Source organism: Martinezella sp. CNPSo 3890, from assembly GCF_057784455.1.
Window position 1 is genome coordinate 1 of the sequence record NZ_JBXSOR010000034.1, and the last position, 13,288, is coordinate 13,288.

Sequence of the window (13,288 nt, forward strand, 5' to 3'; positions counted from 1 at the left end):
TCGGTCACCCGGCCTTTCGTCTGACCTTGGAAAAGAGCCGAAACCCAGCGCCTCTTTCCATAACCTTGGAGTGGAATGCCCATGACCGCCGCTTTGCCCCTGTCTCCGATGTTCAGCACCTTGCCTTTCCCGGCGAACACGCAGCGCATTCTGGCGCTGACCTTTCCGCATCTGCCGACCGACCGGATCGCACGCAAGCGCTGGGGTCTGTCCTGGCGTTCGACAGGCAGGCTTGAAGCGCCGCCGCTCGCCTGTGCCGGCAAGCTCAACAATGCCGTGCGGCTGACCGCGCTCAACGAACGGGCTGAAATGATCGGCTTGAAACAGGGGCAGGGCGTGGCCGAGGCAAAGGCGATCTGTCCCGATCTCGATGTCGTCGAGGAGGATCCGGCGGCGGATCGCAAGCTTCTGGAAGCGATCGCCGACTGGTGTGACCGTTATACGCCGCTGGTGGCGATCGACGGCAAGGACGGGCTGTTTCTCGACATTACCGGCTGCGCCCATCTCTTCGGCGGTGAAGAGGCGCTGCTCGAGGATGTCTTGATCCGGATTTCCCGGCTGGGCTTCGATGTGCGCGGCGCCATTTCCTCCGCACCCGGCCTCTCCTGGGCCGTTGCCCGCTTTGACGAGAGCCGTATCGTCCCGCCGGAGGCCATGGAAGAGGCATTGGCGTCGCTGCCGGTCGCATGTCTTCGGCTTGGCGAGGAGACTATTGCAGCCTTGCAGAAGATGGGCCTGAAGCAGGTGGGCGATCTTCTGGCCGCACCACGAGCGCCGCTTGCCCGCCGGTTCGGCGCGCAGCTGCTGCTGCGGCTCGATCAGGCCGTCGGTCTGGTCGAAGAGCCGATCTCGCCGCGCCGCCCGGTCGCGCAATTGTCGGCCGAGCGCCGGCTGGCCGAGCCGGTGCAGGCCGAAGAGGATATTCTTCAGCTTGCCCGCCAGCTTGCCGAAAGCCTGAAGCCGGGGCTGGAAGCCCGCGGCATCGGTGGTCGCTCCTTCGAGCTCCTGCTCTTCCGTGTGGATGGCGCGGTCTTCCGTATCGCGGCCGGCGCATCGCAGCCGTTGCGTGAGCCGAGCCGGATCGCCAGCCTATTCACTGAGCGCTTCGGCGCCATTCATGACGATCTCGATGTCGGCTATGGTTTCGAAATCATCCGCCTGAATGTGCTTCAGCATGCGCCCTTCGATGCCATGCAAGGCGATTTTGTCGGAGGAGATCGTCAGGAAGGCTCGCTTGCCGCCTTTGTGGATCGCGTGGCCGCCCGGCTGGGGCCGGACTGCCTGCAAGGGTTCGAGCTGCGGCAGAGCCATATCCCCGAACGAGCTGTGCGGCCGCTGCCGGCGATGACCATCCTTAGCTCGAAGCCGCGCACAGGTCAGGAGGATGCTGGCCATGGCTTCTTCCGCGGCGAGCGGCCGCTGCGGCTGTTTCGCATGCCGGAACTGGTCGAAACCATTGCTGCCGAAGTGCCCGATGGCCCGCCCCGGCAATTTCGCTGGCGGCGGGTCATGCATCGGGTCAGCCGGGCCGAAGGGCCGGAGCGGCTTTCGGCGGAATGGTGGCTCGAGGAAAGGCAAGAACCTGACCGCGATTACTTCCAGGTCGAAGATGAGGAAGGCCATCGTTTCTGGTTGTTCCGAAAGGGGCTCTATGGCCGAGGCGCCACGACGCCTGACTGGTACATGCATGGAGTCTTCGCATGAACGCGCGTCCGAGTTTCCACGAACCCGTGCCCTTCTTTGAGATCGGGGTGAGAACGAATTTCTCCTTTCTCGAAGGTGCCTCGCATCCAGAGGAAATCGCGGCGCAGGCCGCCATCCTGAAACTGTCGGGATTTGGAATTGCCGACCGCAATTCGGTTGCCGGCGTCGTTAAGGCGCATGCGCATACCAAGATTCTCTGGGAAAAATACAAGGAGGGCATTGAGAAGAATCTAACGCTTCGAGCGAAGGGCGAGCCAGAAAAGCCGCTTCTGAAGCCGGTCCCTTTCCAGCCGGGCGCGCGCCTGGTGTTTTCGGACGGCACGCCTGACATTCTTGCCTATCCGGAAAACCGTAAGGGCTGGGCGCATCTCTGCCGGCTGTTGAGTGCTGGCAATCTCAGAGCCGAGAAGGGTTCCTGCCAGCTCGAAGAGGCCGATCTGACGGAATGGGGCGACGAGATGATGCTGGCGCTTATTCCCGATGCTGAAAGTGTCGAGACGCAACAAGGGCAGGAAAAGCTGGAGCAATGCCTGAAGCGGTTATGGATGCGATTCGGCCGGAAGTTCCACATGGTCCTGTCGCCGGCCTATGACGGGCGGGACCGCATGGTCTTCGCCACGCTTTCCATCCTGGCGCAGCGCAATGGCGTGCGGTTGATCGCCAGCAATCAGCCGCTCTATCATTCGACTGAGCGCAAGCCGCTTGCCGATATCGTCGTTTCGATCCGCGAGCATGTGCCGATCGCCGAAGCCGGCTTCAGGCTGGCGGCGAATGCCGAGCGCTACATGAAGGATGCTGCCGAGATGGCGCGCCTCTTCAGGGATTATCCGAAGGCCATCGCCAATACGCAGAAGTTTTTTAGCCGGCTTTCTTTTTCGCTGGACGAGCTGAAACATAATTATCCCGACGAAAGCGTTCCTGGAGAGACCGTTGCGGAAACGCTGAGGAGACTGACCTGGGAGGGGGCCAGATGGCGCTTTCCTGAAGGGATCCCGTCAAAGGTCTCGATGCAGATCGAGCACGAGCTCAAGCTCATCAGGGAGCGGAAATATGAGCCATATTTCCTGACGGTGCACCGCATCATGGAGTTTGCTCGCAGTGCGAATATCCTATGCCAGGGACGCGGATCGGCAGCCAATTCGACCGTCTGTTATTGCCTCAGGATTACTGAGGTCAATCCTGAAATAACAAGCTTGCTTTTCGAGCGTTTCATCTCGACGGAACGCGAGGAGCCACCTGACATCGATGTCGATTTCGAGCACGAGAAGCGTGAAGAGGTTATCCAGTTCATCTACAGGCATTACAAAAAGGAGCATGCCGGGCTGACGGCGGCGGTCACCAGTTATCGCGCACGTTCGGCCGGCCGCGAAGTGGCGAAAGCCTTCGGCCTGTCGGAAGATGTGCAATCGGCTCTTGCGAGCGGCGTCTGGGGCTGGTCGACGGAAGAACTTTCCGAGCGCGAGGCGAAGATTGCCGGCCTCGATCTCAAGGACAAGACGACACGGAACGTCCTTTCCTATGCCTCGACGCTGATGGGATTTCCGCGGCACCTGACCCAGCATGTCGGCGGCTTCGTCATCACGCGGGATCGGCTGGATGAGGTCGTGCCGATCATGCATACGGCGATGGACGATCGCTATATGATTGAGTGGAATAAGGATGATCTCGACAATCTCAATATATTGAAGATCGACGTGCTGGCGCTCGGTATGCTGACCTGCCTTGCCAAGGCCTTCGACCTACTGCTGTTGCATTACGACGTGAAGAAGGCGCTCGCCGACCTTGGGAGCAAGGAATATCCTGATGGCGTGCCGGTCTATGATATGATCTGTCGCGCCGATACGATCGGCGTCTTTCAGATCGAAAGCCGGGCGCAGATGAGCATGCTGCCGCGTCTTCGGCCCCGTAAATTCTATGATCTGGTCATCGAGGTAGCGATCGTCCGTCCCGGCCCCATTCAAGGAGACATGGTTCATCCTTACCTCAAGCGGCGGGATGACGATCTTCACAAGCGGCCGATCGAATATCATCGTCCGGAGTTGAAGGCTGTTCTGGAGCGAACTTTGGGGGTTCCGCTGTTTCAGGAACAGGCGATGCAGATCGCCATCACTGCAGCCGGATTTTCGCCTGCCAAAGCCGATCGGCTGCGCCGATCCATGGCGACGTTCAAGCGAACGGGGAGGGTCGATGAATTCAAGACGGATCTGGTTTCGGGCATGGTCGCGAAAGGCTATCCTCAGGACTTTGCCGAACGCTGTTTCAGCCAGATCGAAGGTTTCGGCGAGTATGGTTTTCCCGAAAGCCATGCGGCCTCCTTCGCTCTGCTCGTCTACGCCTCCTCCTGGCTCAAGGCCTATTATCCCGATGTCTTCTGTGCGGCGATCCTCAATGCCCAGCCGATGGGCTTCTATGCCCCGGCGCAGCTGGTGCGTGACGCACGCGAGCATGGCGTCGAGGTGCGGCCGGTGGATATCAATCGTTCCAGCTGGGATTGCCTGCTCGAGCGGGGACGCTTCGATAAGGATGCGGTCGAGCCGCGTCATGCGTCGATGCGCGGGATTATCAAGACGCAATGTGCCGTCCGTCTCGGCTTCCGGCAGGTCAAGGGTTTGTCCGAAGACGAGATGAAGCAGCTCGTCGAGCGTCGTGGCGAGGGTTATCGGTCCGTACGTGACCTCTGGCTTCGCTCCGGTCTTGCCAAGGCGCAGATCGAGCGCCTGGCGGATGCGGATGCGTTCGGCTCCATCGGCTTGAGCCGACGGGAAGCGCTATGGGCCGTGCGGGCGCTCGATGCCAGCAGCGCTGCTGAAAAGCTTCCCCTCTTCGATCTCGGCGATCATACGGAGCTGCAGGTCGAGCCGGTGGTTGCGCTGCCGGAAATGCTGCCTGGCGAGCAGGTCATCGAAGATTATCGCTATCTGTCGCTATCGCTGAAAGCACATCCGGTTTCCTTCCTACGCGCCGATTTCGCGCGGCAAGGCATCGTGCAAAGCCGGGATCTGCCAAAGGTGGCGAATGGGCGGATGGTGACGATCGCCGGCCTGGTGCTGGTGCGCCAGCGGCCGGGTTCGGCCAAGGGGGTGATCTTCATGACCTTGGAGGATGAAACCGGCGTCGCCAATGCGATCGTCTGGCCGAAGAAGTTTGAGAAATACCGCGCCATCGTCATGGGGGCGCGGCTGGTGAAGATCCGTGGCCGGCTGCAGAGCGAGAGCGGCGTCATCCACGTGGTGGTCGATCATATCGAGGATATGACGTCGGCACTTGGTATTTTGCAGCGCGAGGCGCGGCGTTTTGGCGTCAGCGATCGAGCGGATGAGGCGCTGCGGCCGACCATGGATGTCAGACAGAAGGAGAAGTCCCCTCTGCCGCGTGGAGCCGCTGCAGGGGCAGCGGCGGAAGGCCGCAGCAATGGTGCCGAAACGGCCAGAGTCATGCCGCGAGGCCGCAATTTTCACTGAAATTCCGGCCTCCGCATCCCCGGCGGAGGCCAATGACCTCATGGGCGGACCAGATTCGAATCGTTTCTTTCTTGACAAAGAGCGTCTTCTTTAGCAGATAACAAGACAGCAGGTGTCATGTTTGACGGGCTGAGCGAAGAATGCTGGTTTGCAGTTGTAATTACATCACCGACAAGGAAATCCGGGACGTTATCAACGAACTCCTTGATCAGGACTGTTGGCAGCTCATCGTTCCCGCCAAGGTTTATCACGCCATGGAAAAGCGCGGCCGTTGCTGCGGCTGCTTCCCGAATGTCGTTGATATCATTATACAGACAACCCAAGATTATCATGCCCGCCGCCACTCGACGGAAGCGGAAATATTTGATTTCATGTCCCGCCTGAAAAAATTCCATGAAGACAACAGGAGAGCGGACATTGAAAGGCGACAAAAAAGTCATCGAGCGGCTTAACGAGGCGCTGTTCCTCGAGCTTGGCGCAGTCAACCAATATTGGGTTCACTACAGACTTCTCGAAGACTGGGGCTACACCAAGCTTGCCAAGAAGGAGCGCGCAGAATCCATCGAGGAAATGCAGCACGCCGATCGCCTAGTTGCCCGCATCATCTTCCTTGAAGGCCATCCCAACCTGCAGACGTTGGCGCCGCTGCGCATCGGCCAGAACGTCAAGGAAGTGCTGGAAGCCGATCTTGCCGGCGAATACGATGCCCGCACCGCCTACAAGAAATCCCGCGATATCTGTCACGATGCCGGCGATTATGTTTCCATGAAGCTGTTCGAAGAGCTCTTGGCGGACGAGGAAGGCCATATCGACTTCCTCGAAACCCAGCTCGAACTGCTCGGAAAAATCGGCGAAGCCAAATATGGCCAGCTCAACGCTGATTCCGCCGATTCCGCAGAATAATCGATACCAGAGCGGTTCGGCTTTTCACGGAAACTCTGAACCGCTCTATCTTTTTGTTTTCCGGCAGTTCCGAACGAAAAATCGCTACGCACTTTTCCCGGAATTGCTTCAGAATCCGGCCGCTTTGCGGCCGGTTTTTTCGTTCAGTCTTCGGCCTTCAGGCCGGCCAGATGGCTGAACTCCGAAACCACCTGCTCGTAGACCGATCGCTTGAAGGCAACGATCAGGCCGGGAAGCTCGGCCATCGGCTTCCACTCCCAAGCATCGAATTCCGGTTCATGGCCGCCCGGCGGCGGATTGATGGCGATCTCGCTCTCGTCGCCGTCGAAGCGGAAGGCGAACCAGCGCTGCGTCTGGCCGCGGTATTTTCCCCTGAGGCCGATGCCGATCAGCTGCGGCGGCAGATCGTAATTGATCCAATCCTTCGCCTCCGCGAGTAAGGTCACGGTTCTCATGCCCGTTTCCTCATAAAGCTCGCGATAGGCGGCCTTCAGCGGATCTTCGCTCTCATCTATCCCGCCCTGCGGCATCTGCCAAAGCTGCGGTGAGCCGTCATATTCGGAATTGCCGTCCGGAATGCGGCGGCCGGCCCAGACCAAGCCCTCCCGATTCAGGATCATGATGCCGACACAAGGGCGGTAGGGCAGGTCTTCGGCTCTTACGGGCGCGTGGGGCGTGCTCATTTCTCTCTCCAGGGATCAGCCCGGGGAGCCGGGCCAGGGGGTCAGGGATGTTTTGGGTCGTCGGCAAGCGCCGAGACGGCGACGATTTCAATGCCGCGCATGGCAGCCTCCTCACTCCATTTGCTGATGGCATCGACGCTTTCGTCGAACGCCGAGGCCACGCCGATCGCGGAACCGTTGCGGCGGGCGATGCGCTCGAGCTCATCGAGTTTCCTGAGGATCGCGTCCTGCTGCAGTTCTCCGTCGAGCTGGATATCGGCGAAAGCATGCGGCACTTCCAGTGTCTTGGCGAGCATTCCGGATTTGGATTGCGCCGAAGAACCATCATCCAGGAACAGCAGGCCGCGCTTTCCAATATCGCGCAGCACAGGTTCCATGGCACCGGGATTGGCGAGGAAGCGGCCGCCAAGATAGTTCATGACACCGGTATAATTGGTGATCTTGCCCATCGCCTTGTGCAGGTTATCGATGTTCCTTGCAGCCGAAAGCGAGGTCAGCAGCGTATCCGGGCCGGGATTGTTGCTGGGATAGTCGAAGGGCTCGAACGGCACCTGGATGAGAATTTCATGGCCGCCGCGCCGCGCCTCCTGCATCCAGCGCTGCAGGCTGTTGCCGCTGACGGCAAAAGCAAGCGTGATTTCTTCCGGCAGCTTCTCGATGGCGCGCTGGGTGCCAGTCTGGCTCAATCCAAGGCCGCTGACGACGATAGCGATGCGGGTACCGCGCGCGCCGGACCAGGGCCGCGCATATTGATCCATCGGTCGCAGGCCGCTCGGCGAGGTGATCGGCAGCTTGCCGAAAGGAGAGTCTTCCAGCAAGCTGTCATTCGGCGTTGCCGCCATGCGCGGGTCCTGGCCCACCTGATTGGCGTTGATCAGGACCGGGCCGCTGCCATCACGGTTGTTCGGGCTGAACATGGTGACGACCGAACCATCGCCGGTAACGATGCGTGTGGTATTGGCGCCGGATTGCGGATCGACCTGGGTTAGCCCGGTCTGGCCGGTTTGCCCGGCCTCCGCCGGCTTGGTCTCGGCCGGAGGGGCCGGATCTTCCTTCTTTGCCGTCTCAACCGGCTGGGTCTTTTGCAGGTGATCGCGCAAAAGCGCCGAGTGGAGAGAAAAGCCGGCGATCGCGATCAGGCAGAAGCCGCCGAGAATGCGTCCAAAGGGGATGGAGCGCCGCTGGCGGCCGGGGCCGCGATTCTGTCCCAACGGTGCATGCAAATCCGTTCCCAAGTTCCAATCCACCCCAAGCGGAAAACTCTATCGGCCTCGAGCATATCGCTCACGGCGAAGCGGAAAAATGCCCGCGGCACTCAAAGCGCTAAAACATGAACAAAATTGTTTCTGAGCGACGTCGGATTCATACGGAATTGAGGCCGGCGGAGACGACCGGAACGATACACTTCGTCCCGCTCCCTCATCACGAAAGCGCCGGGTCTGTTTCCAGCCCGGCGCCGGTCCTTACTTTGAGGAAACCGCCTTTTCGGGGTTCGGCGGGAAGGCCGGATCGGTCTTCGCGCCACGCAGCAGGTCGAGTGCGTAGTTGAGCTGGATATCGTCCTTCGGGTCCGGCGGCACGTAGGCCGAAGAGCCGGAGCCCTTGTCGGTCTCGCTCTGGCCCTTGATGTGGCCAGGCAGGCTGGATTCGCCTTCCGTCGTCAGCTTGCCCTTCAGATCGTCGGGAAGTGGCTGGTCGACCTTGACATCGGGGGTAATGCCCGTGCCCTGGATCGAACGGCCCGACGGCGTGTAGTAGAGCGCTGTCGTCAGGCGCAGGGCGCCGTTGCCGTCACCGAGCGGAATGATCGTCTGCACGGAGCCCTTGCCGAAGGACTGGGTACCGAGCACGGTGGCGCGGCGCAGATCCTGCAGCGCGCCGGCGACGATTTCCGAAGCCGAGGCCGAACCGCCGTTGATGAGCACGATGATCGGCTTGCCGTCGGTCAGATCGCCCGGGGTGGCGTTAAAGCGGCGGGTCTCGTCCGGATTGCGGCCGCGGGTCGAAACGATCTCGCCGCGCTCGAGCACGTCGTCGGCAACGTTGATCGCCTGGTCGAGCAGGCCGCCCGGGTTGAGGCGCAGGTCGAGGACATAGCCCTTCAGCTTGTCGGCCGGAATATCCTTCTTGATCTTGGCGATCGCGGCTTCGAGGTCCGGTGTCGTTTTTTCCGTAAAGGAGATGATGCGGATATAGCCGACATCGCCGCCTTCCTCGCGCGACTTGACGGCGGCAACGGCGATCACGTCACGGATGACGGTGAGTTCGATCGGCTTATCGACGCCCTTGCGCATCAGGGTAAGCTTGATCGGCGTCTTGACCGGGCCGCGCATCTTCTCGACGGCGTCTTCCAGCTTCAGGCCGCGAACGGACTGGCCGTCGATGGCGGTGATGTAGTCGCCGGCGAGAACGCCGGCCTTGGCGGCGGGTGTGTCGTCGATCGGGGTGATGACCTTGACGAGGTCGTTGTCCATCGTCACTTCGATGCCGAGACCGCCGAACTCACCCTTGGTCTGGGTGCGCATGTCTTCCGCATCCTTGGCGTTCATGTAGCTCGAATGCGGGTCCAGTGAAGACAGCATGCCGTTGATGGCGGCTTCGACGAGCTTGTCTTCCTGGGGAGGGGTCACATACTGCGCGCGCACGCGCTCAAAGACATCGCCGAAAATCGACAATTCCTTATAGGTGGAAGTGCCAGCGGCTTCCGCCGGCGCTACCGCCGAGTAGATAACGCCCATCGCGGTCGCACCCATCAATGCGCCGACGAGAACAAGAGAAGCCCTACGTATCATTGCGTGCCTTTCCAGTGTCTTTGGAGGTCCACCAGGGCCGAGAATCGACTGGTTTTCCATCTTTTCGGAATTCAATGTAAAGCGTTGGCCGATCCGTTTCCAGCGCCAATGCGGTCGCGCTCGCGACTCTTTTTTGGCCCATTGTGGCAAGCGGTTCGCCAGCGAAGACGAATCTGCCAGGGCGCGTCTTGATCGCGTCCATGCCCGACAGCACCATGTGATAGCCGTCGCCCGTATCCAGGATGATCATCTGTCCGTAGCTGCGAAACGCGCCGGCGTAGACGACCGTGCCGTCGGCGGGAGCCGTGACCAGTGCTTCCGGGCCGGTCGCGACGGTCAGTCCCATCGCGGTGTGGCCGGTGCCATCGTCGTCGCCGAACTGGCGGAGAATATCGCCCGCCACGGGCAGCTCCAACTTTTTCTTCAGGTCTGAAAATGCATATGCGGGCGTAATGCGGTTTTTATCGGGCACACCGCTCTCGGCGAGGGCTTTCGCCTGCTCGCGCTGCTGTTCGGTCATTTGCGCGCGGCGCGCCTCTTCCGCGCGGGCAGCTGCGGCAGCGTCCCGCACCGAGCCGATCTGGCTTTCCAGCGAGGCGACGAGCCCTTCTAGGCTGGTTGCCTGACCTGCCAGCTCCTCCGCGCGCTTGCGCTCCGCCTCAAGCTGGGTGGCGTTTTCCTTGCTGTGCTTATCATTCTCCGCAATCAGCAGATCCATACGCCGCTCCTCCTCCAGACTGTTGGTCATGGTGGTGGTGAAGCTGGCCTTTTCGGCGGCGGTATCGGCCTGCAACTTGCTGAGATCGGTCAGATCGGCGATGAGCTTGTCCGTCTCCTTGCGCATTCCGGGCACGACGGCGCCGAGAAGAATGGCGCTGCGCACCGATGCGAGCGCATCGTCCGGCGTTACCAGCAAAGCCGGCGGCGGATTGCGTCCCATGCGCTCCAGCGCGCCGAGAACCTCGGCCAGCAGCGCGCGGCGCTCGTGCAGTGAGGCGCGGATCTTGTCTTGCCTGACGGCGAGGTTCGTCAGCGTCTTCTCGCTCTGCTGGATCTTGCGATCCAGGTCCTTGCGACGGGCTGCACTGTCGATCAGCGCCTGACGTAGGCTTTCGGTGCTCTTGTCGAGAGAGGCGATGCTGTCTTCCAGTTCCTTCGTCTTACCGGACGAGAGGCTGATCGTCTTGGAAAGCGCATCGAGCTGCGCGCGCGTCTCATCGCGCTTGCGCGTAAGGTCTGCTGCCGGGTCAGGGATTTCCTGTGCAGATGCCGATGCCGTCGCGGAAGGGCGATCGTCAGGCGCTTGCGGCGCGATGGCATCCGCTTCCTGCGCGATGGCGACGTCCTCCCGGGAGAAAGGGCCTGCCATATAGGCGCCCACGCCGAGTATTGCCGCCAAAGCTGGCAGCACGATACGCGAAAGCATGGGCGGGGCTTTTCTCATCCAGTCGGTTCGGCCTGGTCCCTTCGGATCGCGCGAAAATAAGCTGATTTGCCGCGATCATCCAGGAAGCATCGTCATTTTCAGGGCGGGAATCAAAACACGCCTGTGTGAGCGTTTCGTTAACGCAAAAACGGCGAAAGCCAAACTGTTTTCAAAACGGATGGAGCAATCACATCCGATGGTAGGGATGTCCGGAGAGGATGGTCACGGCGCGGTAGAGCTGTTCGGCAATCAGGATGCGCACGAGCTGGTGCGGCCAGGTCAGCTTTCCCAGGCAAATGGTCATGTCGGCCTTGTCGTAGAGGGCGGGATCGAGGCCGTCGGCACCGCCGATGGCGATCGTCAGGTCGCGCTTGCCCTGATCGCGGTATGTTCCTAGCATGCCGGCGAAGGCTTCACTGTCGAGCGCCTTGCCGCGCTCATCGAGAAGAATGAGGACACCGCCTTCGGGATGCGCCTTTTGCAAGAGGCTCGCTTCTTCACGCTTGCGGGTCTCGCTATTGGATGCGCGGCTTTCGGCAACCTCGGTCATGCGCGCCATTTCCAGGCCGATGGCTGGTCCGGCCTTGGCGAAACGGTCGAGATAGCGAGCCGCAAGATCCTTTTCCGGGCCGGCTTTCAGCCGTCCCACCGCAAAAAGACCTATCCGCATTCCCGCTCCCACGCATATCCGCCGTCATGGCGGCACAAAACGAAACTCTTGCCGGAGGTTCATCTCCGGCGATCTAAACCTGCACAGGAGGGGCCGGGAAGGCGCCCTTGGATCCTTCCGCATCCCGGGCGGAAAACCGCTACCCAGTTTTCCCGGAAATGCGGTCGCTCCGCTAGTGCAGCGTGCCTTCATCGAGATCGGGTGCTGCCCACATCTTTTCGATGTTGTAGAACTCGCGGATCTCGGGTCGGAAGACATGAACGATGATGTCGCCGGTGTCGATCAACACCCAGTCGCCGCCATCGAGACCCTCGACGCGGGCATTGCCGAAGCCCTCGTCCTTGAGATCGGTCATGAGATGGTCGGCAATCGCCAGGACATGGCGGTTCGATCGGCCGGAGACCACGACCATGTAGTCTCCAAGCGCGGACTTGCCAGCAATGTCGATGGTGACGATATTTTCGGCCTTGGAATCCTCGAGGCTTGCGAGGACGGCTTGCAGGGCGCGGGCAGCGGCATCGGCGCCACGTTCCGAGCTCTTCGGGATAACGACAGGCGTTCTTCCCTTGGCGTGTACTGTTGTCAGTGCTCTTCCTTCCTTGAGTAACAGAACATGCACGTGAGTGATCTGACTCGATCACGTCATAAAGATAGGCACCAAAGCATTAAGGTTTCAAGACGCAGGCCTGCAACTTCGGCCATTCGGGACAAGGATTTGCGTCTGAACGGGGCTCTTTTGCACCAGATATGGGTGAACATCCGCGGCAGATGCCAAAAATCAGCTTTCCGGGGTCACTCCGTCGACAAGAATGAGGTTGCGGCTGAGCGCTTGGTCGCGAACTTCAAGGGCATGGGCATATTCCGGTGAGCGATACCAGGCTCTGGCTCGCTCGATGTCGGGAAACTCGACGATCACGATTGCCTGCGGCGACCAGTCGCCTTCCAGCTTTTCGATCGGGCCGCCGCGGACAAGATAATGCCCTCCATACCGGGTTATGGAGGCGGCTGCGCGGGTCCGGTAGATCTGGAAGGCCTCGGCATCGCTTACCGTGACATCGGAGATGATATAAGCCGACATTGTTTTTCCCATTCGTGCGACGATGAAGAACTCGCGGCACTCCTGTTTGGAAGTGCGCCGTTGTATTGGAAATCAGATAGGCCGCTACCGTCTTCCGTCCATTCTCCCCGGCATGTACAGGCGCGCGAAAGCCGCCTATAAACCATTGAGACCAAACCGTTACAGGTGCCATGACCGACGCTCCGCAGTCATCATTGAAGCCCATTCTCCGCATCAGCTTTTCGGGGCAGGATCGGCTTGGGCGCGGCAAGATGGAGCTTCCGAGCATATTCAGCAGACCGGCTCGATCTCGGCCGCCGGCCGCGCTGGCGGCCCCAAGACCTTCAGAAATCGACCTGTCGCGCGCTCTTCGACGCGGCGAACCATTACCTTCTGGCCGAAATACGGATGCCAGCGATAATCAACCTCGACTTCATCGCCGACATGGGCAGAATGAACGGGGAATGGAATCGGAAGGAAGAACTGGCTGTTTGCCGGCTCGGACAAGGGCGGTGAGCGCATCGCCAACATCCTGATCATCATCGAAACGGTCAAACTGCAAGGTCATAATCCGGAGGTCTATCTGACAGAT

General features: G+C 60.4%; 12 protein-coding genes and 3 pseudogenes. 6 read left to right on the forward strand and 9 right to left on the reverse strand.

Annotated features, from left to right (window positions below):
* The 3 genes and pseudogenes from AC13RC_RS33780 to AC13RC_RS33790 all read left to right on the forward strand — a co-directional run.
* Positions 1 to 236: pseudogene (locus tag AC13RC_RS33780) on the forward strand (hypothetical protein); the annotation flags it as partial.
* A 40-nt stretch (positions 237 to 276) separates the two neighbouring features.
* Complete coding sequence (locus tag AC13RC_RS33785) at positions 277 to 1,704, forward strand: Y-family DNA polymerase (protein WP_233788778.1); 1,428 nt, start codon at positions 277 to 279, stop codon at positions 1,702 to 1,704.
* On the forward strand, positions 1,701 to 5,165 hold the full coding sequence (locus AC13RC_RS33790; RefSeq protein WP_488559759.1) for an error-prone DNA polymerase: 3,465 nt from the start codon (positions 1,701 to 1,703) through the stop codon (positions 5,163 to 5,165). Before AC13RC_RS33785 ends, AC13RC_RS33790 begins: the two co-directional genes overlap by 4 nt.
* 38 nt (positions 5,166 to 5,203) lie before the next feature.
* Here AC13RC_RS33790 and AC13RC_RS33795 read toward each other — a convergent pair whose 3' ends face one another.
* Entirely contained in the window at positions 5,204 to 5,458 is a 255-nt protein-coding gene (locus AC13RC_RS33795) for a hypothetical protein (RefSeq protein ID WP_371865536.1), read from the reverse strand.
* Between AC13RC_RS33795 and AC13RC_RS33800 the strand changes: the two genes are divergently transcribed.
* Positions 5,345 to 5,617, forward strand: coding sequence for a (2Fe-2S)-binding protein (locus AC13RC_RS33800; RefSeq protein WP_244575290.1), 273 nt, complete (start codon positions 5,345 to 5,347; stop codon positions 5,615 to 5,617). The two genes, AC13RC_RS33795 and AC13RC_RS33800, sit on opposite strands and share 114 nt — an antisense overlap.
* Complete coding sequence (gene bfr, locus AC13RC_RS33805) at positions 5,583 to 6,068, forward strand: bacterioferritin (protein ID WP_069611399.1); 486 nt, start codon at positions 5,583 to 5,585, stop codon at positions 6,066 to 6,068. Before AC13RC_RS33800 ends, bfr begins: the two co-directional genes overlap by 35 nt.
* 143 nt (positions 6,069 to 6,211) lie before the next feature.
* On the opposite strand, the gene AC13RC_RS33810 is transcribed toward bfr, so the two are convergent.
* The 7 genes and pseudogenes from AC13RC_RS33810 to AC13RC_RS33840 form a co-directional block, all read right to left on the reverse strand.
* Positions 6,212 to 6,751: an RNA pyrophosphohydrolase gene (locus AC13RC_RS33810; RefSeq protein ID WP_488559760.1), complete on the reverse strand. Its 540-nt coding sequence runs from the start codon at positions 6,749 to 6,751 to the stop codon at positions 6,212 to 6,214.
* A 41-nt stretch (positions 6,752 to 6,792) separates the two neighbouring features.
* Positions 6,793 to 7,986, reverse strand: coding sequence for a divergent polysaccharide deacetylase family protein (locus tag AC13RC_RS33815; protein ID WP_488559761.1), 1,194 nt, complete (start codon positions 7,984 to 7,986; stop codon positions 6,793 to 6,795).
* A 228-nt stretch (positions 7,987 to 8,214) separates the two neighbouring features.
* Entirely contained in the window at positions 8,215 to 9,543 is a 1,329-nt protein-coding gene (locus tag AC13RC_RS33820; RefSeq protein ID WP_113333468.1) for a S41 family peptidase, read from the reverse strand.
* Positions 9,533 to 10,969 (reverse strand): murein hydrolase activator EnvC family protein, encoded by a 1,437-nt coding sequence (locus AC13RC_RS33825; RefSeq protein ID WP_488559762.1) that lies wholly within the window; start codon positions 10,967 to 10,969, stop codon positions 9,533 to 9,535. The genes AC13RC_RS33820 and AC13RC_RS33825 overlap by 11 nt, the downstream gene beginning before the upstream one ends.
* A gap of 187 nt (positions 10,970 to 11,156) precedes the next feature.
* Positions 11,157 to 11,639 (reverse strand): 23S rRNA (pseudouridine(1915)-N(3))-methyltransferase RlmH, encoded by a 483-nt coding sequence (gene rlmH, locus AC13RC_RS33830; RefSeq protein WP_113389683.1) that lies wholly within the window; start codon positions 11,637 to 11,639, stop codon positions 11,157 to 11,159.
* Between the two features lie 172 nt (positions 11,640 to 11,811).
* A pseudogene (gene rsfS, locus AC13RC_RS33835) lies at positions 11,812 to 12,254 on the reverse strand (ribosome silencing factor).
* Positions 12,255 to 12,417: 163 nt separating this feature from the next.
* Entirely contained in the window at positions 12,418 to 12,717 is a 300-nt protein-coding gene (locus AC13RC_RS33840; protein WP_095433357.1) for a DUF1330 domain-containing protein, read from the reverse strand.
* 170 nt (positions 12,718 to 12,887) lie between these two features.
* Between AC13RC_RS33840 and AC13RC_RS33845 the strand changes: the two are divergent.
* Positions 12,888 to 13,024, forward strand: a pseudogene (locus AC13RC_RS33845) (winged helix-turn-helix domain-containing protein); the annotation flags it as partial.
* On the opposite strand, the gene AC13RC_RS33850 reads toward AC13RC_RS33845, so the two are convergent.
* A complete protein-coding gene (locus tag AC13RC_RS33850) occupies positions 12,988 to 13,218 on the reverse strand; it encodes a hypothetical protein (protein WP_488559763.1) in 231 nt (76 codons plus the stop codon). The pseudogene AC13RC_RS33845 and the gene AC13RC_RS33850 sit on opposite strands and share 37 nt — an antisense overlap.
* Positions 13,219 to 13,288 lie beyond the last annotated feature (70 nt).

Coding starts and splice junctions, on each gene's coding strand:
- AC13RC_RS33790 (WP_488559759.1), top strand. CDS start 1,701: ATGAACGCGCGTCCGAGTTTCCACGAACCCGTGCCCTTCTTTGAGATC.
- AC13RC_RS33810 (WP_488559760.1), bottom strand. CDS start 6,751: ATGAGCACGCCCCACGCGCCCGTAAGAGCCGAAGACCTGCCCTACCGC.
- AC13RC_RS33820 (WP_113333468.1), bottom strand. CDS start 9,543: ATGATACGTAGGGCTTCTCTTGTTCTCGTCGGCGCATTGATGGGTGCG.
- AC13RC_RS33825 (WP_488559762.1), bottom strand. CDS start 10,969: ATGCTTTCGCGTATCGTGCTGCCAGCTTTGGCGGCAATACTCGGCGTG.
- rlmH (WP_113389683.1), bottom strand. CDS start 11,639: ATGCGGATAGGTCTTTTTGCGGTGGGACGGCTGAAAGCCGGCCCGGAA.
- AC13RC_RS33840 (WP_095433357.1), bottom strand. CDS start 12,717: ATGTCGGCTTATATCATCTCCGATGTCACGGTAAGCGATGCCGAGGCC.
- AC13RC_RS33850 (WP_488559763.1), bottom strand. CDS start 13,218: ATGCGCTCACCGCCCTTGTCCGAGCCGGCAAACAGCCAGTTCTTCCTT.